Consider the following 21949-nt stretch of genomic DNA (forward strand, 5'->3'; position numbering starts at 1 on the left):
CCGGACGGACCTTCTGTCCGGGATGCGTAGGCTGGGGGAGTGAGCACCGCAGAACCTGCCGCCGGACACGCCGCAGGACGAGCCGCAGGACCCGAGGCAGGGTCCGAGGCGCTCGGCCCGGCCGCCCCTCCCCGAGCCGCGCCTCCCCTGCCCCCGCGCGTCGTGCTCTACGGGCGCGACGGGTGCCACCTGTGCGACACGGCTCGCGAGATCGTCGAGGCGGTGTGCGCCGAGCAGCGGGTCACGTGGACCGAGGTCGACGTGGACGACGACCCGACCGGTGCGCTCGCGTCCGAGTACGGGGACTACGTCCCGGTCGTGACCGTGGACGGGGTCCAGCAAGGGTTCTGGCAGGTCGACGGCGCACGGCTCGCCAAGGCGCTCGCCCGGCGGCGCGTCAGCGGCTGACGTTCCGCGTTCGGGGCCAGAGCCTGAGATGATCCGAGAAAGCAGCACAGCGAGGTCGTCAACGACGACGACATGACGAGGTATGGGTGGTACGAGTGGCAGAGACCCTGGGGGACACCGGCATTCCTGGCGCGACGGTGACACGTCTGCCCGCCTATCTGCGGGCGTTGCGCGACCTGGAGGGGCGCGGGGTGGAGACCACCTCGTCGACCGAGCTCGCCGAGCTGGCCGGGGTCGGTTCCGCACAGCTCCGCAAGGACCTGTCGTTCCTCGGGTCGTACGGGACGCGCGGCGTGGGGTACGTGGTCGACTCGCTCGCGACCTACATCACGTCGGCGCTGGGCGTGACCGACGAGCACCGGATCGCGATCATCGGTATCGGTAGCCTGGGCCACGCGCTCGCGAACTACTCGGGCTACGGGACCCGCGGCTTCGAGGTCGCGGCCCTGCTCGACGCGTCACCGTCGGTCGTGGGCACCGAGGCGGCGGGCCTCGTGGTCGAGCACGTCGACGCGCTCGAGGAGGTCATCGCCCGCGAGAACGTCACGATCGTCGTCCTGGCCACGCCCGCGCACGTCGCGCAGGACGTCGCCGAGCGGGTCGTCGAGGCCGGGGTCCGCGAGATCCTCAACTTCGCGCCGCGCGCCCTCCAGCTGCCCGACGACGTGATCGTGCGCTCGGTCGACGTGGGCAGCGAGCTGCAGATCCTGGCCTTCCATGCGCAGGCACGAGCACTCGCGAACCGTCCCCCGGGCGAGGCCGGTGCGGACGAGGACGACGACGAGGGCGCCGGAGCCTAGGGCACCCGCACCGGGCCCGACCGCGGTGGCGCGTCCCGCCGTCGGGCCCCGTGCGCACCTCGCCCGGACAGCACAGGAGCCGGCGACCCGTCACGGGTCGCCGGCTCCTGGCGTACCGGGCCGCGTCAGGACGCGGGGGCCGGTCGGGGGCGAGAGGCTCAGGCCTGCTTGATCGCCGAGAGGTCGAGCGCGATCTTGATCTTGTCGCCGACGAGCACGCCACCGGCCTCGAGGGCCACGTTCCAGGTCAGGCCGAACTCCTTGCGGGAGATCTCGGTCTCGGCCTCGAACCCGGCGCGCGAGTTGCCGTAGGCGTCGACGGCGGTGCCCGTGAACTCGGTCTCGAGCTTGACCGGCTTGGTCACGCCGTTGATGGTCAGGTCGCCCGCGATGACGAAGTCGTCGTCGTCGGCCTCGACGGCGGTCGAGACGAAGTTCCAGGTCGGGTTCTTCTCGGCGTCCCAGAAGTCGGCCGACTGGAGGTGGCCGTCGCGGCCCGCGTCACCCGTGTTGACCGACTTGGCGTCGATCGCGGCGACCACGTTGGAGGACTCGACGTCGTCACCGATGGTGATGTTGCCGTCGGCGATCGCGAGCGAGCCGCGGACCTTGGAGATGCCTGCGTGGCGGACCGTGAAGGTCGCCTGCGAGTGCGAGGGGTCGATCGCGTAGGTGCCTGCGGTCAGTCCGGAGGGAAGGTTCGTGGCCATGGGTGTCTCCTGAGAGGTCGAGTTGCGTTGCGTCAGGCGCGCCGTCGACGTGCCATTAGTTGAAGATTCAACTTCATACGAACGCATCAACGCAAGCCCACCGCCCTCTATTCCCCGAGGAGGGCACGAGTTCTCCCTGGACCGGCCACCACCCCCGACGATGGGAGAATGGGGCCGTTGTTCACACGGAGGGGGCGTGACGGATGAAGGAAGAGATGACGGCTCAGCAGGACCAGCACGCCACCGCGGTGCACGACACCTCCTGGCTCGACGACGACCAGCAGCGCTACTGGCGCTCGTTCCTCGACGGCTCGGCGCGGTTCGTCGAAGCCCTCAGCAGGGAGCACGAGGACCTCTCGAGCCTGACCCTCGGTGAGTACGAGCTCCTGGTCCGCCTGTCCGAGGCGGCCGACCACACCCTGCGCATGTCCGCGCTGGCCGACGGCCTGGCCCGCTCCCGCAGCCGCGTGACCCACACGGTCCACCGCATGGAGCAGCGCGGGCTCGTGCGTCGCGCCGCGAGCGTGGGCGACGGACGGGGTGTGAACTGCGTCATGACGGAGGCGGGGTACGCCGAGCTCGTCGCGTCGGCCCCGGGCCACGTGACCGCGGTCCGTCGCTACCTGGTCGACGTCCTGACCCCGGCGCAGCTGCGCAACCTCGGCGAGGCCATGGAAGCCGTCGCCGAGGCGTGCCGGGTCGCGGAGCCGCGCGAGCAGTAGGTATGGCCGGGCGCGCCGGGCGGCGAGGTGTGGCCCGGAGCACCCCGGGCACGTGCACCGCGCGCGCCAGATCTTTGGGAGACTGGTCGGCATGGTTGCAACCACGGTCCACCTCATGCGTCACGGTGAAGTCTTCAACCCGGACGGCATCCTCTACGGGCGAATCCCCGGGTACCACCTCTCCGAGCTCGGGCACACCATGGCGCGTCGCGTCGCGGGGCACCTGTCGGGCAAGCCCGCGGAAGGCGCACCCGCACTGCCCGACGACGGCGCGCACGAGCCCTTCGACGTCGCCCTGGTCATCGCGTCCCCGCTCCAGCGCGCGCAGGAGACCGCGACGCCCGTCGCCGAGGCCTTCGGCCTGCCGCTCGGGACCGACGAGCGGCTCATCGAGGCGGGCAACCACTTCGAGGGGATGAAGTTCGGCGTGGGCGACGGCTCGCTGCGCCACCCCGGGCACTGGCCCTACCTCTGGAACCCGCTGCGCCCGTCCTGGGGCGAGCCCTACAAGGAGCAGGTCGCGCGCATGCACGCCGCGATCCACGACGCCCGCGCGCAGGCCGAGGGGCGCGAGGTCGTGCTCGTGAGCCACCAGCTCCCCATCTGGATCTCGCGCCTGGCGTTCGAGGGCAAGCGCCTGTGGCACGACCCGCGCAACCGTCAGTGCTCGCTCGCGTCCCTCACCTCGTTGCGCTTCGACGGCGACCGCCTCGTCGGGATCCACTACACCGAGCCGGTCGCGGACCTGCTGCCGGGGGCCGCGAAGGTCTCCGGAGCGTGACCCACCAGGGGTTTCTCAGGTTGTGCCCAGGCAGGTGGGAGACAGTGCTGCCATGATCCACCCCTTCCGTGCCCGGCACGGTCGCGCGCCCGCACCCGGGCATCGCACCGCCGGTCGTCCTGCTCTCGTCCCCGTCGCGATCGTCTCGCTCGGCCTGGTCCTCACGGGCTGCGCCCAGGAGTCGGGCGCCACGAGCCCCGACGACGTCGTGGGTCAGGGCTACGTCTCGGGCGACGGCTCGGTCAAGACGTGGGACGTGTCGGACCGTGACGACCCCGTCGTCCTGACCGGCACGGACTTCGAGGGCAACGCGATCGACACGAGCGAGTGGGCCGGCGACGTCGTCGTGCTCAACACCTGGTACGCGTCGTGCGCGCCGTGCCGGGCCGAGGCGCCGGACCTGGTCGCGCTCGCGAACGACCGCGCGGACCAGGGGGTGCGCCTGCTCGGGATCAACAGCACCGACGACGCGGGCGCCGCGCTCGCGTTCGAGCGCACGTTCGAGGTGCCCTACCCCTCGATCGAGGACACGCGCGGCGAGGCGATCGCGACGCTCGAGGGCTCGGTGCCGATCCAGGCGGTGCCCACGACGGTCGTGCTCGACCGCGAGGGGCGCGTCGCCGCACGCATCATCGGTCGCGCCGAGGGCTCGACCCTCACCGGGCTCGTCGACGACGTCCTCGCAGAGGACGCCTGACCCGTGAACCCTCTCTCCTTCGCCGGTGACGTCGGCACCACGTTCGCCACCACGGCGTTCAGCGGTTCCATGCTGCTGGCGGTGCCGGTCGCGCTCCTCGCGGGGCTCGTGTCCTTCGCGTCCCCGTGCGTGCTGCCGCTCGTCCCCGGCTACGTCGGGTACGTGAGCGGGCTCGCCGCGGCCAACGCCGGCGCCACGTCGCGCCAGGCAGGCGGCAGCGGCGGTGGGGGTGGCGGTACCGCCGTCCGGACCGTGCGCGCCCCGGGCCGGTGGCGGGTCGCGACCGGCGTCGGGCTCTTCGTGGCCGGCTTCACGCTCGTCTTCGTCCTGCTCATGGTCGCCGCCGGTGCGGTCGGCGTGCACGTCAAGCAGTGGGAGGACGTCATCACGCGCGTCATCGGGGTCTTCGTGATCCTCATGGGCTTCGCGTTCATGGGTGCCATGCCGTTCCTCCAGCGCGACCGCAGGCTGCACCTGAGCCCCACCGCGGGGCTGTGGGGTGCACCCCTGCTGGGCATCGTGTTCGGCCTGGGCTGGGCGCCCTGCATCGGCCCGACGCTCACCGCGGTCATGGCGCTGTCGCTCGACGAGGCCACCGCGGGTCGCGGCGCGATCCTGGGCATCGCGTACAGCCTGGGCCTCGGCGTCCCGTTCCTGCTCATCGGGATCGGCCTCGAGCGGTCCAAGAAGGCCGTGGCCTTCCTGCGGCGCCACCGGCTCGCGATCATGCGCATCGGAGGCGGCATGCTCATCCTCATCGGCCTGGCGCTCGTGACCGGCGTCTGGGGCACCTGGACCTCGCGCCTCGGCGGGCTCATCACGGGCTTCGAGACGGTGATCTGATGAGCGACAAGGACCTCTACCGCCCCGAGGGCATCGACGACGCGTTCAGCCACCCCGAGCCCGAGGCTCGCCCCTCGGAGGGCGAGGCGCCCGCCGAGACGGGAGCGACGCCGTCGGGCAGCTCGAAGCGCGCCCCGCGCGCGACCGGACCCGACGCCGCGACCCCGGACGCGCCCGGTACCGCGCGCGCCGGCGAGGCCGGCACGCCGCAGCTCCCCTCGCTCGGCCTCCAGGGCAGCCTGCGCTGGGTCTGGCGCCAGGTCACGAGCATGCGCGTCGCTCTCATGCTCCTCATGCTGCTGGCCGTCGCGGCCGTCCCGGGCTCGGTGCTGCCGCAGCGCCCCCAGGACCCGGCCGCGGTCCTGACCTACCTCCAGGACAACCCGCGCACGGGGGAGTGGCTCGACCGGCTGGGCTTCTTCGACGTGTACGCGTCGGTGTGGTTCTCCGCGATCTACATCCTGCTGTTCGTGTCGCTCGTGGGATGCATCCTGCCGCGCACCAAGGCGCACCTGCAGGCCGTGCGCAACCGCCCGCCGCGCACCCCGCGACGGTTCGACCGCTTCCCGGCCAAGGCCGAGACCACGAGCACGGCGACGCCCGACGAGGTCGTCGAGGCGGCAGCCGCGCACCTGCGCGGCCGGTTCCGCCGGCTGCCCACGTTCCGCGTGGACGTCTCGACCGAGCCGGCCGACGTGGCCCGCGGGCTGCCCGAACGCCGGACCGTGGCCGCCGAGCGCGGCTACCTGCGCGAGTCCGGCAACCTGCTCTTCCACCTCTCGCTCCTGGGCCTGCTCGTCTCGGTCGCGACCGGACAGCTCCTGCACTTCCGTGGGCAGGCGATCATCACGGAGGGGCGCGGGTTCGCGAACGCGGTCGTCGACTACGACACGTTCGAGAACGGCTCGCTGTTCCGGCCGAGCTCGCTCGTCCCGTTCTCGATGACCCTCGACTCGTTCGACGCCGAGTTCGCGATGGACCAGGTCGCGTTCGCGCAGTCGCGCGACTTCACGGCCAACGTCACGGTGCGCAACCCCGACGGTTCCTCGCAGGAGGAGCAGATCAAGGTCAACCACCCGATCGTGGCCGGCGGGGCCAAGATCTACCTGCAGGGCAACGGCTACGCACCCGAGGTCACCATCCACGACGCCGACGGGCAGGTCGCGTTCGCGGGCCGTGTCCCGTTCCTGCCCGAGGACACCATGTACACCTCGCGCGGGGTCATCAAGGTGCCCGACACCTCGCCCGGACTCGACCAGATCGGCCTCGTCGGCTACTTCCTGCCCACGGCCGAGGTCACCGAGGACGGGGCTCGCTCGATCTTCCCGCAGCCGGCCAACCCGCTGCTGGTCCTCGAGGTCTACCGGGGCGACCTGGGCCTCGACGACGGGCTGCCGCAGAACGTCTACCGCCTCAACACCGACACCCTCACGGCGTCGGTCGACGAGACGGGAGGCCGCGTCCAGGTCCTCGTCGCGCCGGGCGAGACGGTCGAGCTGCCGGACGGGCTGGGCACCCTCACGTTCGCCGAGGGGCCGGTCGCGCGCTACGTGGCGCTCGACATGCGGCACGACCCGGCGCTCGCCTGGATCCTCGTGTTCGCGCTCGGCGCGCTCGGCGGGCTGGCCGTCTCGCTCTTCACACCGCGCCGCCGCGTGTGGTTGCGTGTGTGGAGCGACGAGGTGCCCGACGGCGAGACGTCCGCGCGGCGTACCGTCGTCACGGTCGCGGGGCTCGCCCGCGGCGACGACGCAGGACTCCAGGGAGAGGTCGACCGCGTGGTCGAGTCGCTCCCCGGGATCGAGCACGCGACCGAACCCCCCGACGAACGGCCCGCCGCGCGCGGCGGGTCCTCCACCCGAACCACCGGGCCGGCTCGCGCCGACCGACCACGAAAGGCTGACCGATGACCGTTGCCGAGCTGAGCTCCGACCTGGTGTGGGCGGCGGCGACCGCGCTCACGGTCGCGTTCATCGCCTTCGCGATCGACCTGTCCCGGCTGGGGGCCAAGGAACCGGTCGCCGAGCCGGCTGCCGCCGACGCCTCCGGTGACGCGGACGCCCCCGTCAAGGTCGCGGTCGCGACCCCCGCCAAGCCCGTCTCGCGCAAGGCCGCGGGCATCGGCATCTCGACGGGGTGGCTCGGCACCATCCTGCTCCTGGCGGCGATCGTGACCCGCGGGATCGCCGCCGGCCGCGCACCCTGGGCCAACATGTACGAGTTCACGCTCGTCGGCGCGTTCGTCGCGATGGCGGTGTTCCTCGGGGTGAGCCTGCGGCGCGACGTGCGCTTCCTCGGTGCTTTCGTCACGGGCCTCTCGGTGCTGTTCCTCGTGGTCGCCCAGAACTCGTTCTTCCTCGACGCCACGGGCGTCCAGCCCGCGCTCCAGTCCTACTGGCTCGTGATCCACGTGGGGGTCGCGATCATCGCCACGGGCATCTTCACGGTCGCGTTCGTCATGTCCGTGATCCAGCTCCTGCGCGACTCGCGCGAGAACGGCAACGCGTTCCTGGGGCATCCCGCCTGGCGCTGGCTCGACACCACGCCCCGGCCCGCGCAGCTCGAGGCACTGAGCTTCCGCCTCAACGCGGTCGCGTTCGTCCTGTGGACCTTCACCATCATCGGCGGCGCGATCTGGGCCGAGCACGCCTGGGGTCGCTACTGGGGCTGGGACCCCAAGGAGGTCTGGAGCTTCGTCGTGTGGGTCGTCTATGCGGCCTACCTGCACGCCCGCACCACGCGCGGATGGTCCGGACGACGTGCGGCCTACTTCGTGATCGTGGGCTACGCGTGCGTGCTGTTCAACTTCACGGGCGTCAACCTGATCTTCAACGGCAAGCACTCGTACTCGGGCATCACGACCCAGGAGTAGCGCCGCCCGCCCCGGGCCGCCGGGGTCACGCAGGGCCGTCCCGCCGAGCGGGACGGCCCTGTCCTGCACGGACGGACCTTCACCGGATCTCGACGGGCTCGCCCCGCGGTGAACGAGCGCCCTGCGGGCACCGTCGCTAGAGTCGGCGCTCGTGACCAGCGAACGTGGCGGGGGGACGTGGCCCGAGGGCGACCGCAGGGCCGGTGCGGGCCCGGAGCCGCTCCACGGCGACGTCCCCTGGCGCGGGCAGGTACGTCACGCAGCGGCGCGACGGGAGCACCGGGTGCTGCGCGTCCTCGGGCTCGTGACGACAGCCGTCCTGGCCTTCGGAGCCTCGGGAGCCACGGCGCTCGTCGTGAAGTCGCTCGCGAACGTCGACCAGGTGGACACCGAGGAGCTCGTCGCACCCGAGGCGTCCCGCCCGCCTGTCGCGACCCCGGACCCCGAGGACCCCCTCGCCGGGCTGCCCGTGAACCTCGTCCTCATCGGCTCGGACGACCGGTCCGGGGTGAACGAGGCGATCGGCGGGGCCGAGGCCGGTATGCGCTCGGACACGACGATGCTGCTGCACGTCTCGGCCGACCGGTCGCGCGTCGAGCTCGTCTCGGTCCCGCGCGACCTGATGATCCCGATCCCCGCGTGCACGGTCACGGGCGGGGGGACGACCGAGCCGTCCTCCTGGTCGATCTTCAACTCGGCGTTCTCTCGCGGTTGGAACGCGGGCCAGGACCTCGCCTCGGCCGCGACCTGCACGCAGATGACCGTCGAGCAGATCAGCGGGGTGCGGACCGACGGGTTCCTGGTCGTCGACTTCGCGGGGTTCCAGAGCATGGTGGACGCGCTCGGCGGCGTGCCCATCTGCATCCCCGAGGACATGGACGACGAGGACGCGAACCTGCACCTCACCGCGGGAGACCACGTCCTGTCGGGGCCCGAGGCGCTCGCCCTCGCACGAGCACGGCACGGGCTGAGCGACGGCTCGGACACCTACCGGATGGGACGTCAGCAGGCGTTGCTCGCGGCGCTCACGAAGTCCGTGCTGGGCAAGAACGTCCTGACCGACCTCCCGAGCCTGATCAGGTTCCTGGACGCCGCGACGAGCTCGCTCACGATCAGCGGGGGTGTGGACCTCAAGGGGCTCGCGTTCTCGCTGCGCTCGGTGCGCGCGGACGCGGTCACGTTCCTGACGATCCCGTCGGGTCCCCAGCCGTCCAACCCTGCTCGTGTCGTCCTGAGCGACGAGGCCGCAGACGTGTGGGCCCGGCTGGCCGCCGACGAGCCGATCGTCCCCGACGCGGCCGTCGAACCGCAGACCCCGGACTCGGCCACGGTGCCTCCCGTCGACGCCGCGACGACGACGCCCGAGGCGCCGGTCGACCCGCTCGCCGACCGGCTGCCGGGCGAGGCGATCACGTCGGCCGACGCCCAGGAGACGTGCTGAGCACGGTGCGGCTCCTGGTGACGTAGCCGGTGCGGTCCGGTTCCTTGCTAGGACGGGTCGTTGCTGCCCGACGACGGCGCGTCCGGCGCGCTGTCCGTCTCGCCCGTCGAGCCCTTGCCCGGGGACCGCGGCTCCTGCTCCCGCTCGTCCTCGTGGTCGGCAGCACCGGGGGCATGACCGGGAGCCGTGCCGGGAGCGGTCCCCGAGCCCGACGTCGACCCTTCGTCGCGTGCCTCGCGACGTCGCTGCTGCTCGAGCTTCCACAGGAAGTCCGGGTCGTCGTCAGGAGCCACCGGTCCGCTGCTGCGGCGCCGTGCGCCTCCGGTCGACGGGCGGCGGGGCGAGCCGGCCCCGCCCGCGGCGGCATGACGCGAGCGCTGCGTCCGGGAGACCAGGATCCAGGCGAGCGGACCGACGAACGGCAGGAAGATGATCATCACGATCCACAGCCCCTTGGGGATCCCGCTCCGGTCGTCCTCGGCGCTCGTGGCGCAGTCGGAGAGGGCGTAGACCGCGAGGCCTACGGCGAGCAGGGTCAGCAGGACGCGGGACATGCCCCCAGCCTATGCGTCCGAGGCGAGGACGTGTCCAGCCTGCGACCTTCGGGGGTCGGGGCGGGAGCGGTGCTCGTGCACACCGGGGCGTGTCGCCCCGGGCTCCTCTGGGCGCCTACCCTGGAGGGGTGCCCATGGTCATCTACTCCGCCCTGCGCCTCGCGATCTTCGGGGTGCTCTTCGTCGTGCTCTACGCCTTCGGCCTCGGCCACTGGGTCGTGTGCGCGGTCCTCGCGGCCGTGCTCGCCCTGCTGGTCTCCTACCTGACGCTGCGGGGCCCGCGCGAGCGCGCTGCGCAGTACCTCGCGGACCGCGCCGCACACAGGCGGGCGACGGGTGAGCAGTTCTCGCGGGCGGTCGAGGACGACGCCGCGTTCGAGGACGCCGCGGTCGACGCGGCCTCCGACGAGACGCACGCCCGTCGGACGGACGGCTAGAGCGCGAGCCCCAGGCCCAGCAGCACCCCGTACCCGAGCTCGAACATGCCCGTGCCCGCGAGGACGGGGACCAGCAGGGGGCCGCGCGCCCCGGCGAGCACCGGGAGGGTCAGCAGCACCGCGGGCAGCAGCAGGAGCAGCACCAGCAAGGACCACGGCGCGGCGAACGCGCACACCACGGCCAGCAGGATCGGCACCCAGATCATCGCGACGTAGGCGCGCCGCGCCCGGAAGTCCCCGAGGCGCACGGCCACGGTCCGCTTCCCGGCGAGCACGTCGGTGGGGATGTCACGGACGTTGTTGATCATGAGCAGCGCGCACGCGAGCAGGCCCACGGCCACGGCGCCCACGCCCGCGACCCAGGTGATGCGGCCGGCCTGCGTGTAGGTGGTCCCGAGGACCGCGACGAGCCCGAAGAACACGAAGACCCCGACCTCGCCGAGACCGCGGTAGCCGTAGGGGTTCTTGCCTCCCGTGTAGAACCAGGCGGCGGCGATCGCGACGGCTCCCACGGCCAGCAGCCACCAGTGGCCCGTGAGGGCCACGAGCCCCAGACCGAGGACCGCTGCCACGCCGAAGCACACGAAGGCCGCGTTGCGGACCTGCGAGGCGAGCGCGGCCCCCGACGCGGTCAACCGCATGGGGCCCACGCGGTCGACGTCCGTGCCGCGCACCCCGTCCGAGTAGTCGTTCGCGTAGTTCACGCCGACCTGCAGCGCGAGCGCGACGCCCAGCGCGAGCAGCGCGGGCCAGAACGCGAACGCGTCGATCTGCGCCGCGGCTCCGGAGCCGACGAGGACGGGTGCGGCCGCCGCGGGGAGGGTGCGCAGGCGCGCGCCCGCGACCCATTCGGCAGAGGTGGCCATGGTGCTCCGATCAGTGGGTGGTGCGAGGTGCGGTGCGGGCGGCGAGCGCGGACACGGCCGCCCGGTCGATCTTGCCCGGGCCTCGTCGCGGCAGGTCGTCCACGACGAGCAGGTACCGCGGTGCGGCGGGCGGTCCCAGCGTAGTCGCGACCGCGTGCCGGGCCCGGGTCAGCAGCTCGGCGTCGGGCTCGCCCTCGGGGCCAGGAGTCGCACGGGGCGAGCCTCCGCGGGTCACGACCGCGACGACCGCCTGCCCCCACTCGGGGTCGGGGATCCCGACCACGCACACCTCGCCGATCCCGTCCTCGCCCGAGAGCGCACCGGCCAGCACGGCCTCGACCGCGGCCGGGGCGACGTTGACCCCGCCCGAGACCACGACGTCGTCGGCCCGGCCGTGGACCGTGAGCGATCCGTCCGGGGAGAGCGAGCCCAGGTCGTTGGTGCGCAGCCAGCGCGAGCCGTCGGGGTCGCGCCGGAACGCCTCGGCCGTGAGCGCCTCGTCACCGAGGTAGCCCGTCGCGAGGACGGGCCCGCCGATCTCGACGACCCCCGCGTCCCCCGGGGGCAGGACCTGCCCGGACGAGCGCTCGACGACCCGCACCCGCACGCCCGCGAGCGGGACGCCGTCGTACACGCAGCCCCCGCAGGTCTCCGTCATCCCGTAGGTCGTCACGACCCTGGCCCCTGCCGCGCGGGCCCCGGCCAGCAGCGCGGGCGGGGCCGCGGCCCCGCCGAGCAGGATCGCGTCGAACGAGCGCAGCGCGGCGAGCGCGGCCTCGCCGTCCGCGGTCCCCTGGGCGTGCACGAGGCGGTGGAGCTGGGTCGGGACGAGCGAGACGTAGCGCCGCTCGCCGTCCATGCGCGCGGCGTCCGCGGCGAAGCCCGCGGGCGAGAACGGAGCGTCGAGGTCGGCGGTCACGAGCGGGGTCCCGGCGACCACGGAGCGCAGGACCACCTGGAGCCCCGCGACGTGCGTCGGCGGCAGGGCGAGCAACCACTGCGCGTCCCCTCCGAGACGCTCGTGCGTGGCGCGCGCCGAGGCGACGAGCGCGCTCGCGCTCAGGGCGACCTCGCGCGGCAGTCCCGTCGAGCCCGAGGTCTGCAGCACCAGGGCCGTGCCCTCGGGCAGCGGTCCGGTGAAGGCGAGCGGCGCCGGGGCGACCGCGGGACCGCGCCCGGCGAGGGCGTCGGCGACCGCCGCACGCAGGGCGAGGGCGTCAGGGGGACCATCGGCGCGTGACATCCGTCCAGCGTAGATCCGGTCGTAGGGTGACGAGGAACCGTGGACCGGAGCACGACGAAGGGCAGGCAACCGTGACGGCAGGGGCACCAGGGCGCGTCGGACGGGACCTCGGGCGGGCCGGGGCGCTGATCGTGAGCGCGCTCGTGCTCGCGGCGTGCAGCGGCGGTCCCACGGACGCCCCGACCAGCACGGTCCCGGCGGCCGTCGAGTCGGACAAGGCGGGCCCGCCCGACCCGGCGGTCCCGCCCGCCTGGCCCCTCACCGGTGTCCCCTCCGATGCGGTCGACGACCGTCCGGCGCTCGCCGTCAAGATCGAGAACCTGCCGCAGGCGCGTCCCCAGACCGGCCTCGAGCAGGCCGACATGGTGTGGGAGGAGGTCGTCGAGGGCGGCATCACGCGGTTCGTGGCGGTCTACCACTCACAGTCCCCGGAGACGGTCGGTCCCGTCCGCTCGGTGCGTCCCATGGACCCGGCCATCGTCGGGCCGACGCACGGCGTGCTCGCCTTCAGCGGTGGGCAGCCCCCGTTCGTGGAAGCCGTCCGCGATGCCGGCATCCAGACGATCGTGCACGACGAGGGCGACGACGGGTTCTTCCTCAAGAAGGGCAAGCGGGCCCCGCACAACCTGTTCGGGACGCCGGCCGACTTCTGGGCGCAGGCCGGGGACGACCGCGCGGCGCCTCCGACCCAGCTCCGGCACGTCCGGGTCCCGGGCCAGGGCACCGCGACCACGACGGGCGCGCCGCTGAGCCTGCTCGACGTGACGCTCACGTTCGCGAGCCGGGCCCAGTGGGTCTGGGACGCCGAGCAGGCGGCCTTCCTGCGCAACGAGGGGACCACGCCGGCCGTTTCGTCCGACGGCGCGCGGCTCTCGGCGCAGAACGTCGTGGTGCTCGGCGTCGAGGTCCGCGACACGCAGTTCAAGGACCCGGCCGGGACGCCCGTGCCGGAGACGCTGCTGGTGGGCTCGGGCGAGGGGCTCGTGGCCAGTGCTGGGAAGCACGTCGCCGTGACGTGGTCGCAGGAGTCGGTCGACGAGCCGCTCGTCCTCACGGGGCCCGACGGCGAGCCCGTCCTCCTCGAGCAGGGCGTCACCTGGGTCGAGCTCGTCCCGCGCGAGGGCGGGAGCTGGACGGTCAGCTGACTGGTTGCGGGCCGGCCTCAGGGCCGGTGAGCGTCCACCCGTCGAGCACCGACTCGAGCACCTCGAGCCGGTCGAAGCCCCCGCGCGCGAGGAAGTGCCCGGCGCCGTCGACCACGGTCAGGTCGGCGTCGAGGAGCCGTGCGAGGTCCTCCGTCAGCCATCGGGGGACCACGGGGTCGTCGTCGGCGCTCAGGACGAGCCGGCGCGCGGTGCGGGCAGCGATCCTCGCCGGGTCGGTCTCGCGGGCGACGAAGTGGTCGACCTCGGGGATCCCGGGGACCTGCTCCACGAAGCCGGCCACGAGCGCGAGACCGCCGAGCCGCCAGTCGTCGTCGCGGGCGGCGAGATGCTGGAGGATGCTGACGCAGCCGAGGCTGTGGCCCACCAGGACGGTGCGCTCGTCGATCGTCCCGACCACCTCGGCGAGCCGCGAGAGCCACGTGTCGAGGTCCGGAGCCTGCGAGTCGGGCAGGTCCGGGACCAGGACCTCGATCCCGTACGGCGTGTAACGCTCCTGGAGCGCGCCGAACCAGTGGCTGTCGGCCGTCGCGCCCAGGCCGTGCACCACCACGATCCTGGTCGCCGGGGGAGCCGGTCTCGTGCTGGGTGCCGGTTCCCGGACGGGCGGGCGCGTGGAGGCAACGGCGTCGGTGCGAGGAGTCATGCCCGGAGCAACACCGCAGGTCGGAGCGATGTTCCGGACGGTTCGAGGAGGACGGTCCGTGGTACCTCCTCCTCGGGGAGGACGACCCGCTCACCCCTGAGGTGGACCACCGGGTGCGCAGGTCGAGCCGCTGGACCGATGTGCCTGCACCCCTCCCCACGGGAACGTAGAGGCATGGCAACGATCAACCCCACCCAGAGCCCGTTCGAGCCCACGTCCACGGCCACCCCGTTCCCGCCCTCGATCGCCCCCGCCCGGCCCGTGCTGCGTGCCGAGGAGGACGACGACGAGGACGGCGCGCGGCCGGCCGGGTCGATCGGCCCCGTCGTCGCGTCGATCGTCCTGCTGTTCGGCCTGGCCGTCACCGCGGCGTTCGCCGGCCGCGGGATCGTCGGGCTGCTGAGCGGCTTCATCACGGGCTGACGCGGCGCGCAGCGCGCCGCGCCGGCGCCCGTCAGACCGCCGGCGCCCGTCAGAAGTAGTACGGGAAGTCGTCCCACTGCGGGTCGCGGCGCTCGAGGAACGCGTCGCGCCCCTCGACGGCCTCGTCGGTCATGTACGCGAGCCGCGTGGCCTCCCCGGCGAAGACCTGCTGGCCCGCCAGCCCGTCGTCGGCCAGGTTGAACGCGAACTTGAGCATGCGGATCGCCTGGGGCGACTTGGTCGCGATGATCCGCGCGTGCTCGAGCGCGAGCCTCTCGAGGTCGGCGTGGTCCGCGACCTCGTTCACGGCGCCCCACTCGTAGGCGTCCTGGGCCGAGTACTCGCGGGCGAGGAAGAAGACCTCACGGGCACGCTTCTGCCCGACCTGCCGGGCGAAGAGCGCCGATCCGTAGCCCGCGTCGAACGAGCCCACGTTGGCGTCGGTCTGCTTGAACCGCGCGTGCTCGCGGCTCGCGATCGACAGGTCCGCGACCACGTGCAGCGAGTGCCCGCCCCCGGCGGCCCACCCGTTGACCACGGCGATGACGACCTTGGGCATGGTCCGGATGAGGCGCTGGACCTCGAGGATGTGGAGCCGCCCGGCCTTGGCGGGGTCGATCGCGTCGGCCGTCTGGGCGTCCTCGCTCGTCGTGTACCGGTAGCCGTCGCGCCCGCGGATGCGCTGGTCGCCGCCCGAGCAGAACGCCCAGCCGCCGTCCTTGGCCGAGGGGCCGTTGCCCGTGAGCAGGACCGTCCCGACGTCGGAGGTCATGCGCGCGTGGTCGAGCACCCGGTAGAGCTCGTCGACCGTGTGGGGGCGGAACGCGTTGCGGACCTCGGGCCGGTCGAACGCGACGCGGACGACCGGGAGGTCGCGCTCGCGCGGCTCACCGTCGACCAGGCCGCGTTCGACGCCACGGTGGTAGGTGATGTCGGTGAGTCCCTCGAAGCCGGCGACGGTGCGCCAGGCCTGGGGATCGAACGTCTCGGACACCTGTGCGGGGATGCTGCTCACGACGGCCACCCTAGCCGCCCGGGAGTCGGCGACCGTCGGTGTGGCCTACGGTGTGTGGGTGGGATCGGCGAGATCTTGACGGCGGTGCTCGCGATCGTGTACTTCGGTGAAGCCACGTCTGTGCTCAAGATCCTGCCGCTGGTCCCCGCCGCGCGCGGGACCGACGGCCTCAACCTGTCCGGAGGAAGTCCCTGATGGCTCCAGAGTCCGAGAAGCACGTCCCCCGCAGGCAGGCCCGCGGCACCCAGCGACGCGACCGCATCGTCTCGGCCGCGGCCGAGCTCATCCTGCGGGACGGCCCCGCGGCCGTGACGCACCGTTCGGTGGCCGCCCAGGCCGACGTCCCGCTCGCCGCGACGACCTACTACTTCACGGGGCTCGACGACCTGCTCGGTGCGGCGGGCGAGCAGATCGTCCGTGGCTGGGCCGAGCGGGCCCAGGCGATCGGCCACTCGGTGACCGAACTGGTCGCCGAGGGCGGCGTCGAGACCCTGAGCACGCGCTCGCGTGCCCTGCTGCTCGTCGACGCGGTGCTGCCCCCGGGGGACCACGGCGAGCTCCTCGGCTTCTACGAGCACGTCGTGAGCGCGGGGCGCAGCCCCGTCCTGGCCGCCGCGTTCGCGCAGGGACGGGGGGAGCTCGACGTCGTGATCGACGAGCTGCTCGCCCAGCTCGGCGCGCGGTTCTCCGCGGTCCTGCTGATCGCGGTGGTGGACGGTGCCGCGGTGACCGCGCTGTGCGAGGGCCGTGCCGTCCGCGACCTCGCGGTCGAGTGCGTGACCGAGCTGCTCGGGGGCGCCTGACCCGTCCGCCCGCGGTCGGGCCCCAGGGATGACGGGCCTCCGGTGCCTCCGTGGCCCTGGGGCACCACCGGACGGCCCGGGGCGGCCTCCGGAGATAACCTGTGACCGTGCCCCCCACGCCTCCTCTCCCGCCGCTCGTCGCCTGGTCCACGCCCCTGCGCACCCGATTCCGGGGCCTGGACGTCCGGGACGGGCTGCTCGTGCGAGGAGAGGCCGGGTGGGCCGAGTTCTCGCCCTTCTGGGAGTACGACGACGCCGAGTCCGCCGCGTGGTTGCGTGCGGCCCGGGAGGCCGCGCACCTCGGGTGGCCCGCGCCGGTGCGGTCGAGCGTGCCCGTCAACGTCACGGTGCCCGCGACCGACCCGCAGCGCGCGCACGGGATCGTCCTGGCGTCCGACGGCTGCCGGACCGCCAAGGTCAAGGTCGCCCAGCGAGGCCCCGACGGTCGGGTCGAGCCCGTCGACCACGAGATCGCGCGACTCGAGGCCGTCCGCGACGCGCTCGGCCCGGGCGGCCGGATCCGCGTCGACGCCAACGGGGCCTGGACGCTCGACGAGGCCCTGCACCGGATCCCGCTCCTCGACCGGGCGGCCGGCGGCCTCGAGTACGTCGAGCAGCCCTGCGCGAGCGTCCCCGAGCTCGCGGCCGTACGGCGTGCGGTCTCCGTCCTGGTCGCGGCCGACGAGTCGATCCGCCGTGCCGAGGACCCCTTCGAGGTCCTGCGTGCCGAGGCCGCGGACGTCGTGGTCCTCAAGGTCCAGCCGCTCGGAGGGGTCAGGGCCTGCCTCGACCTCGCCGAGCAGGTCGGCCTCCCCGTCGTCGTGTCCTCGGCCCTCGAGAGCTCGGTGGGCCTCGCGGCGGGCCTCGCGCTCGCGGCCGCCCTGCCGGACCTGCCGTACGCGTGCGGCCTCGCGACGTCCCAGCTCCTGGCCCACGACGTGGTCGACGAGCCGCTCCTGCCCGTGGGCGGGCAGATCGCCGTACGGCGCCCCGAGCCCTCGACCCGGGCGCTCGCCCGCGCCGCTGCCGACCCCGCCACCGGGGCACGGTGGACTGCTCGGTACGAGCGCGTCGGCGCCCTCCTCGACGGGGCCGCAGCGTGAGCGGCGACCGCCCTGTCCTCCCGCCCGCCCTGGCTGCGGCGCGGCAGATCGTCGAGGGCCTGGTCGCCGACGGGGTGACGGACGTGGTGCTGTCCCCCGGATCGCGCAGCGCGGCGCTCGCGTACGCGCTCGCCGCGGCCGACGCTGCCGGACGGCTGACCCTGCACGTGCGGATCGACGAGCGCACCGCGGCCTTCCTCGCGCTCGGCCTCTCGCGCGGCTCGGCCATCACCGAGGGTCCGGACCGCCTGCGCCCCGTGGCCGTGGTGACGACGTCGGGCACCGCGGCCGCCAACCTCCACCCCGCGGTGCTCGAGGCCCACCACACCGGGGTGCCTCTCGTCCTGGTCACGGCCGACCGCCCGCACGAGCTGCGCGGCACCGGTGCCAACCAGACGACCGACCAGGTCGGTCTCTACGGGGGAGCGGTGCGCCACGCGGTCGACGTCCCGGCCCCCGACGGACGCCCGGGCGAGGCCCGCGACCTCCGCTCCGTCCTGGTGCGGGCGCTCGCGGCCGCGCGCGGGACCCGCTCGCTGTACCCCGGCCCGGTCCACCTGAACGTCGCGTTCCGCGAGCCCCTCGCGCCCCCCGCGGAGCTCGCAGCGCTGCTGTCAGCAGGGCCGGGGGAGGTGCCGGGCGAGACCCGGGCCGACGCGCTCCGGACGTTCGTCGGGGAGGTGAGCGACGTCGTCGGGCCGTATCCGCTCGATCCAGGCCCCGCGACCGTGCTCGTCGCCGGGGACGGGGCAGGGGACGACGCACGGCGCCTCGCCGAGGCGCGCGGCTGGCCGCTGCTCGCCGAGGCCTCGTCCGGGGCCGCGGCCGGGACGCACGCGGTCGCGGCGCACCGGCTCGTCCTGGGTGTGCTCGGCGGTCGTGTCGAGCGCGTCGTCGTCATGGGGCGCCCGACGCTCTCGCGGCCGGTCCAGCAGCTCCTCGCGCGCGAGGACGTCGAGGTGCTCGTGGTCGCGCCCGGCGCGGCACCCTGGCCCGACGCCGCCCGGGCGGCGGACGTCGTCCTGCCCGGCGTCCCGGCCGGGTGGTGGACCGAGCCCGTGGGGGACCGTGCCTGGCTCGACGCGTGGCGCGGCGCGGGCGAGGCGGCGCGCAAGGTCGTCGCCGCGAGCGCCGCGGCCCCCGGCCCGACGACGGCGCTCGCCGTGGCAGCGGCCGTCGCCGAGGCGAGCGGGCCGGGCGACGTGCTCGTGGTCGGCTCGAGCAACCCCGTGCGTGACCTGGACCTGGTCGCCGACTGGGGAGCCTCGCCGCTCGTGCTGGCCAACCGGGGCCTCGCGGGCATCGACGGGACGGTCTCGACCGCGACCGGCGTCGCCCACGTCGCGGCGCGCTCGGGGCGCCGCACGCGCGTGCTCGTCGGCGACCTCACGTTCCTGCACGACGCGGGCGGGCTCCTGCGGGGGCCCCTCGAACCGGCCGCGGACCTCCAGGTCGTCGTCGTCAACGACGACGGCGGCTCGATCTTCGCGACCCTCGAGTACGGGGCGCTCGCGGAGCAGGAACCGTCGACGAGCCGTGCGTTCGAGCGGGTCTTCGCGACGCCGCACGGGGCCGACCTCGCGGCGCTGTGCGCGGGCTACGGCGTGCGGCACCGGCTCCTGACCGACGTCGAGGGGCTGCGCGAGGCGCTCGCGGGACGGCCCCGGGGCGTCGAGGTGCTCGAGGTCCGCGTCGGGCGCGGTGCGCGCCGGACCGAGGGCTCCCGTCTCGCTGCCGACGTGCGGGACGCGGTCCTGCGGGCCGTGCCGCCGGAGCTCGTGCCGGGTGGCGCGGCGCCGTCCGAGGGCGCCTGAGAGGTCTCCCAGCCGTCGTCAGGAACTCGCAGCGAACTCACAGGAACGTTCAAGCAGTGTTTCAGCGCCCGGGTGTGAAGTAGTCCTCAGACAGAACGAGGAGGGAACACCCCATGACCGAGAACACCCCGCAGTCGAACGTCCCCCAGCCCGAGGCCCCCCGCGACGGCGACACGCAGCGCATCGAGGCGCAGGCCACGCAGCAGCTTCCCGTGACGCCCGAGGCGCCCGCCGCCCCGCAGTCTCCGGCCCCGCAGGCGCAGCCCACGCAGCAGTTCGCCGCGCCGCACCCGGCCCCCGTGCCCGCGCCGCCGGCGCCGCACGTGGCACCCGCGCAGCCGGCCCCGGCCCAGCACACGCCCCACGGGACGCACGCCCCGTACGGTGCGCCCACGAGCACCGCGTACTCCGCGGCAGGCATGCCGCCCGCCCCGGTCGCGACCGAGGCAGCACCGGCCGCCCCGAAGAAGAACAGGACCTGGATCCCCGTGGTCGGCGCGGCCGCCGCGGCGGCCGTCCTCGCGAGCGCCGGGACCGCCGGCCTGCTCAGCGTCCTCGACGGGTCGGGCTCCGCGCCCAGCTCGCTGGCCTCGGTCGGCGAGAACAAGGAGAACACCACGGTCCCCGTGGCGAACTCGACGTCGGAGAACCCGGACTGGCAGGCCGTGACGAGCGCCGTCGCGCCGTCCGTCGTCTCGATCCAGGTCACCACGGCCTCGGGCGGTGGCGAGGGCTCGGGTGTCGTGATCGACACCGAGGGTCACGTCCTGACCAACAACCACGTCGTCGAGGGCGCCCAGGGCGACACCGTCCAGGTGACGCTGAGCGACGGACGCCTCTACGAGGCCAAGATCGTCGGGCTCGACCCGACGACCGACCTCGCGGTCGTCAAGCTGGTCGACCCGCCGAGCAACCTCACGCCCGCGTCGTTCGGCGACTCCGACGACGTCACGGTCGGCGAGTCCGTCCTGGCCGTCGGGAACCCGCTGGGCCTCGCGAACACCGCCACGACGGGCATCGTCTCCGCGCTCGACCGCCCGGTCGCCGCGTCGGGTGCCGACGGTGGCAGCACCGTGGTCACCAACGCGATCCAGATCGACGCCGCGATCAACCCGGGCAACTCCGGTGGCCCGCTGTTCAACGCGCAGGGCGAGGTCATCGGCATCACCTCGTCGATCGCGACGACGTCGAGCCAGTCCGGATCGATCGGCCTGGGCTTCGCCATCCCGGTGAACCTCGCGAAGAACATCAGCGCGCAGCTCATCGAGAGCGGCACGGCCGAGCACGCGTTCCTGGGCGTGAGCATGACCGATGCGACCGCGACGGCCGACGGCGTCACGCGCCGTGGCGCCGAGGTCAAGCAGGTCTCCGAGGGCTCCCCGGCCGCGGAGGCCGGGCTCGAGGTCGGTGACGTGATCGTCGCGATCGACGACACCGCCGTGAGCGGTGCCGAGTCCCTGACCGGGTTCGTGCGCGAGCGTGCGACCGGCGACGTCGTGAAGCTCACGGTCGTCCGCGACGGCAAGGCGATCGACGTCGACGTGACGCTCGCCGCCAAGCCGACCGAGGAGAGCACCGGCTCGGGTTCCGGTTCCGACCAGGGCTCGAGCGGCCAGGACGGCTCGGGCCAGCTCCCGGGCTCGGGCCAGCTCCCGGGCAACGGTCAGGACGGGTCCGACCAGACCAGCCCGAACAACGTGCCCAACCCCTTCGACTGGTTCAACGGTCAGGGCTGAGCACCACAGGCCGGACCCGGCGGTACCGGCTGCACCGGTGGGGACCTCCCCCCTGTGCCCACCGACGTGAGCCGGTACCGCTGCGGTCCTTCACGGTCTCGCCGGGACGCGTCCCCCGTGACCGGCGAGACCGAGCCGAGGCGTGGCCCTGTTCCCCTGCAGGTGCCCCTCGGCACCGACGCCCGGTACGTGCGGTTCTCCGCACGGACCGGGCGTCGTCGTGTCCGGGCTCTGTCGTGTCCGGGCTCTGTCGGGACGGCGGATCCGCCGGGGCGGACGCGCTCGATCGCCCGAGGGCGGTGACGCCCGGGCGACGTGGTCAGTCGCGGACCGGCAGGGCCTCGTCGGCGTCGCTCGCGGGCACGGCCGGACCGTCCCAGGGCGAGGTGAGCACGGGGTCGGCGTCGAGCAGGTCGAGCGCCTTGGTGGAGCGGACCTCGGTCGTGGCGAACCCGAGCTCCTCGGCGGTCTCGCGGGGCAGGACGTCGGCGAGCGTGACACGCGTCGCGCGCTGCTCCTGGCCCCACGCCTCGACCGCGCCGATCAGCTCTGCCGAGACGAGGCACTGGTCGGCCTCGGGGGCGAGAGCGATCTCGTCGATCTCGACGACCGCGCCGTTCCCGCTGAAGGTCAGGCGCTGGCTCGCGAGGAGGTAGCCAACGACCCCCGTGGCGTCCTGGGCGACCAGCAGGAGGGTGTCGAGCGCCCGCAGCAGGGGCCCGACCACGCGGTCGTAGGTCGCCCGGTCCGGCGCGTCGGGCTGCAGGCGGAGCACCAGGAGCCAGAGGTCCTCGCGGTCCGCGGTCGTGGCGCGGCGCACGGTGACGTCGCGCTGCGTGGGATCCAGAGTCATCGTCATCGTCGCATCGGGC

24 protein-coding genes are annotated in these 21949 nt (G+C 73.8%); 17 read left to right on the top strand and 7 right to left on the bottom strand.

Going from position 1 to position 21949, the window contains the following annotated elements; all coding sequences use genetic code 11:
• Positions 1-39: 39 nt before the first annotated feature.
• Entirely contained in the window at positions 40-408 is a 369-nt protein-coding gene (locus tag ASE15_RS10190; RefSeq protein ID WP_369800582.1) for a glutaredoxin family protein, read from the top strand.
• A gap of 95 nt (positions 409-503) precedes the next feature.
• Positions 504-1208, top strand: coding sequence for a redox-sensing transcriptional repressor Rex (locus tag ASE15_RS10195; protein WP_056763142.1), 705 nt, complete (start codon positions 504-506; stop codon positions 1206-1208).
• A 158-nt stretch (positions 1209-1366) separates the two neighbouring features.
• On the opposite strand, the gene ASE15_RS10200 is transcribed toward ASE15_RS10195, so the two are convergent.
• Positions 1367-1918 (bottom strand): YceI family protein, encoded by a 552-nt coding sequence (locus ASE15_RS10200; RefSeq protein WP_056649743.1) that lies wholly within the window; start codon positions 1916-1918, stop codon positions 1367-1369.
• Between the two features lie 215 nt (positions 1919-2133).
• Here ASE15_RS10200 and ASE15_RS10205 point away from each other — a divergent pair, with 215 nt between their 5' ends.
• The 7 genes from ASE15_RS10205 to ASE15_RS10235 all read left to right on the top strand — a co-directional run bounded on the left by ASE15_RS10205 (position 2134) and on the right by ASE15_RS10235 (position 9274).
• Positions 2134-2640, top strand: coding sequence for a MarR family winged helix-turn-helix transcriptional regulator (locus tag ASE15_RS10205; protein ID WP_056763145.1), 507 nt, complete (start codon positions 2134-2136; stop codon positions 2638-2640).
• Positions 2641-2731: 91 nt separating this feature from the next.
• On the top strand, positions 2732-3421 hold the full coding sequence (locus ASE15_RS10210; protein ID WP_056649749.1) for a histidine phosphatase family protein: 690 nt from the start codon (positions 2732-2734) through the stop codon (positions 3419-3421).
• 52 nt (positions 3422-3473) lie between these two features.
• Entirely contained in the window at positions 3474-4118 is a 645-nt protein-coding gene (locus ASE15_RS10215) for a TlpA disulfide reductase family protein (protein ID WP_082608808.1), read from the top strand.
• Between the two features lie 69 nt (positions 4119-4187).
• Complete coding sequence (locus ASE15_RS10220) at positions 4188-4961, top strand: cytochrome c biogenesis CcdA family protein (RefSeq protein WP_056763251.1); 774 nt, start codon at positions 4188-4190, stop codon at positions 4959-4961.
• Positions 4961-6871: a cytochrome c biogenesis protein ResB gene (locus tag ASE15_RS10225; RefSeq protein WP_056763146.1), complete on the top strand. Its 1911-nt coding sequence runs from the start codon at positions 4961-4963 to the stop codon at positions 6869-6871. The genes ASE15_RS10220 and ASE15_RS10225 overlap by 1 nt, the downstream gene beginning before the upstream one ends.
• Positions 6868-7833: a c-type cytochrome biogenesis protein CcsB gene (gene ccsB, locus ASE15_RS10230; protein WP_056649761.1), complete on the top strand. Its 966-nt coding sequence runs from the start codon at positions 6868-6870 to the stop codon at positions 7831-7833. The genes ASE15_RS10225 and ccsB overlap by 4 nt, the downstream gene beginning before the upstream one ends.
• 151 nt (positions 7834-7984) lie before the next feature.
• Positions 7985-9274, top strand: a complete 1290-nt coding sequence (locus ASE15_RS10235; RefSeq protein WP_056649765.1) for an LCP family protein — start codon at positions 7985-7987, stop codon at positions 9272-9274.
• A 47-nt stretch (positions 9275-9321) separates the two neighbouring features.
• Here the strand turns inward: ASE15_RS10235 and ASE15_RS10240 are convergent, their stop codons facing one another.
• Positions 9322-9828, bottom strand: a complete 507-nt coding sequence (locus ASE15_RS10240) for a PLD nuclease N-terminal domain-containing protein (RefSeq protein WP_082608809.1) — start codon at positions 9826-9828, stop codon at positions 9322-9324.
• Positions 9829-9962: 134 nt separating this feature from the next.
• Between ASE15_RS10240 and ASE15_RS10245 the strand changes: the two genes are divergently transcribed.
• Complete coding sequence (locus tag ASE15_RS10245) at positions 9963-10265, top strand: DUF4229 domain-containing protein (RefSeq protein ID WP_056649768.1); 303 nt, start codon at positions 9963-9965, stop codon at positions 10263-10265.
• Here the strand turns inward: ASE15_RS10245 and ASE15_RS10250 are convergent.
• The gene (locus ASE15_RS10250) at positions 10262-11131 is read right to left on the bottom strand and encodes a 1,4-dihydroxy-2-naphthoate polyprenyltransferase (RefSeq protein ID WP_056649771.1); all 870 of its coding nucleotides are present in this window, start codon (positions 11129-11131) and stop codon (positions 10262-10264) included. The genes ASE15_RS10245 and ASE15_RS10250 overlap by 4 nt on opposite strands.
• A 10-nt stretch (positions 11132-11141) precedes the next feature.
• Entirely contained in the window at positions 11142-12374 is a 1233-nt protein-coding gene (locus ASE15_RS10255; RefSeq protein ID WP_056649774.1) for an AMP-binding protein, read from the bottom strand.
• 71 nt (positions 12375-12445) lie between these two features.
• Between ASE15_RS10255 and ASE15_RS10260 the strand changes: the two genes are divergently transcribed.
• Positions 12446-13519 (top strand): DUF3048 domain-containing protein, encoded by a 1074-nt coding sequence (locus ASE15_RS10260; protein ID WP_235534332.1) that lies wholly within the window; start codon positions 12446-12448, stop codon positions 13517-13519.
• On the opposite strand, the gene ASE15_RS10265 is transcribed toward ASE15_RS10260, so the two are convergent.
• Positions 13512-14183 carry an alpha/beta hydrolase gene (locus ASE15_RS10265; protein ID WP_082618360.1) on the bottom strand — a complete coding sequence of 224 codons (672 nt, stop codon included), beginning with the start codon at positions 14181-14183 and terminating at the stop codon, positions 13512-13514. The genes ASE15_RS10260 and ASE15_RS10265 overlap by 8 nt on opposite strands.
• 174 nt (positions 14184-14357) lie before the next feature.
• On the opposite strand from ASE15_RS10265, the gene ASE15_RS10270 reads away from it, so the two are divergent.
• The gene (locus ASE15_RS10270) at positions 14358-14606 is read left to right on the top strand and encodes a hypothetical protein (RefSeq protein ID WP_056649781.1); all 249 of its coding nucleotides are present in this window, start codon (positions 14358-14360) and stop codon (positions 14604-14606) included.
• A 49-nt stretch (positions 14607-14655) separates the two neighbouring features.
• Here the strand turns inward: ASE15_RS10270 and ASE15_RS10275 are convergent, their stop codons facing one another.
• Entirely contained in the window at positions 14656-15621 is a 966-nt protein-coding gene (locus ASE15_RS10275; RefSeq protein ID WP_056650045.1) for a 1,4-dihydroxy-2-naphthoyl-CoA synthase, read from the bottom strand.
• A gap of 54 nt (positions 15622-15675) precedes the next feature.
• Here ASE15_RS10275 and ASE15_RS20825 point away from each other — a divergent pair, with 54 nt between their 5' ends.
• From ASE15_RS20825 to ASE15_RS10295, 5 genes are all read left to right on the top strand, one after another.
• Positions 15676-15816 (top strand): hypothetical protein, encoded by a 141-nt coding sequence (locus ASE15_RS20825; RefSeq protein ID WP_157257542.1) that lies wholly within the window; start codon positions 15676-15678, stop codon positions 15814-15816.
• A complete protein-coding gene (locus tag ASE15_RS10280) occupies positions 15816-16424 on the top strand; it encodes a TetR/AcrR family transcriptional regulator (protein WP_082618361.1) in 609 nt (202 codons plus the stop codon). Before ASE15_RS20825 ends, ASE15_RS10280 begins: the two co-directional genes overlap by 1 nt.
• Before the next feature lie 107 nt (positions 16425-16531).
• The gene (locus ASE15_RS10285; protein ID WP_056763256.1) at positions 16532-17527 is read left to right on the top strand and encodes an o-succinylbenzoate synthase; all 996 of its coding nucleotides are present in this window, start codon (positions 16532-16534) and stop codon (positions 17525-17527) included.
• On the top strand, positions 17524-19341 hold the full coding sequence (gene menD / locus ASE15_RS10290; protein WP_056763150.1) for a 2-succinyl-5-enolpyruvyl-6-hydroxy-3-cyclohexene-1-carboxylic-acid synthase: 1818 nt from the start codon (positions 17524-17526) through the stop codon (positions 19339-19341). Before ASE15_RS10285 ends, menD begins: the two co-directional genes overlap by 4 nt.
• A gap of 113 nt (positions 19342-19454) precedes the next feature.
• Positions 19455-21077 (top strand): S1C family serine protease, encoded by a 1623-nt coding sequence (locus tag ASE15_RS10295; protein ID WP_082618362.1) that lies wholly within the window; start codon positions 19455-19457, stop codon positions 21075-21077.
• A gap of 319 nt (positions 21078-21396) precedes the next feature.
• Here ASE15_RS10295 and ASE15_RS10300 read toward each other — a convergent pair whose 3' ends face one another.
• A complete protein-coding gene (locus tag ASE15_RS10300; protein WP_157257544.1) occupies positions 21397-21930 on the bottom strand; it encodes a hypothetical protein in 534 nt (177 codons plus the stop codon).
• Positions 21931-21949 lie beyond the last annotated feature (19 nt).

This window comes from Oerskovia sp. Root22, from assembly GCF_001429135.1.
Lineage (GTDB): Bacteria > Actinomycetota > Actinomycetes > Actinomycetales > Cellulomonadaceae > Oerskovia > Oerskovia enterophila.

Excerpts from the sequence above, each read along its gene's own strand:
- ASE15_RS10265 (WP_082618360.1), bottom strand. The coding sequence starts at position 14,183 with ATGACTCCTCGCACCGACGCCGTTGCCTCCACGCGCCCGCCCGTCCGG.
- ASE15_RS10255 (WP_056649774.1), bottom strand. The coding sequence starts at position 12,374 with ATGTCACGCGCCGATGGTCCCCCTGACGCCCTCGCCCTGCGTGCGGCG.
- ASE15_RS10205 (WP_056763145.1), top strand. The coding sequence starts at position 2,134 with ATGACGGCTCAGCAGGACCAGCACGCCACCGCGGTGCACGACACCTCC.
- ccsB (WP_056649761.1), top strand. The coding sequence starts at position 6,868 with ATGACCGTTGCCGAGCTGAGCTCCGACCTGGTGTGGGCGGCGGCGACC.
- ASE15_RS10300 (WP_157257544.1), bottom strand. The coding sequence starts at position 21,930 with ATGACTCTGGATCCCACGCAGCGCGACGTCACCGTGCGCCGCGCCACG.
- ASE15_RS10225 (WP_056763146.1), top strand. The coding sequence starts at position 4,961 with ATGAGCGACAAGGACCTCTACCGCCCCGAGGGCATCGACGACGCGTTC.
- ASE15_RS10245 (WP_056649768.1), top strand. The coding sequence starts at position 9,963 with ATGGTCATCTACTCCGCCCTGCGCCTCGCGATCTTCGGGGTGCTCTTC.
- ASE15_RS10200 (WP_056649743.1), bottom strand. The coding sequence starts at position 1,918 with ATGGCCACGAACCTTCCCTCCGGACTGACCGCAGGCACCTACGCGATC.
- ASE15_RS10210 (WP_056649749.1), top strand. The coding sequence starts at position 2,732 with ATGGTTGCAACCACGGTCCACCTCATGCGTCACGGTGAAGTCTTCAAC.
- ASE15_RS10270 (WP_056649781.1), top strand. The coding sequence starts at position 14,358 with ATGGCAACGATCAACCCCACCCAGAGCCCGTTCGAGCCCACGTCCACG.
- ASE15_RS10220 (WP_056763251.1), top strand. The coding sequence starts at position 4,188 with ATGCTGCTGGCGGTGCCGGTCGCGCTCCTCGCGGGGCTCGTGTCCTTC.
- ASE15_RS10240 (WP_082608809.1), bottom strand. The coding sequence starts at position 9,828 with ATGTCCCGCGTCCTGCTGACCCTGCTCGCCGTAGGCCTCGCGGTCTAC.
- ASE15_RS10295 (WP_082618362.1), top strand. The coding sequence starts at position 19,455 with ATGACCGAGAACACCCCGCAGTCGAACGTCCCCCAGCCCGAGGCCCCC.
- ASE15_RS10215 (WP_082608808.1), top strand. The coding sequence starts at position 3,474 with ATGATCCACCCCTTCCGTGCCCGGCACGGTCGCGCGCCCGCACCCGGG.
- ASE15_RS10280 (WP_082618361.1), top strand. The coding sequence starts at position 15,816 with ATGGCTCCAGAGTCCGAGAAGCACGTCCCCCGCAGGCAGGCCCGCGGC.
- ASE15_RS10250 (WP_056649771.1), bottom strand. The coding sequence starts at position 11,131 with ATGGCCACCTCTGCCGAATGGGTCGCGGGCGCGCGCCTGCGCACCCTC.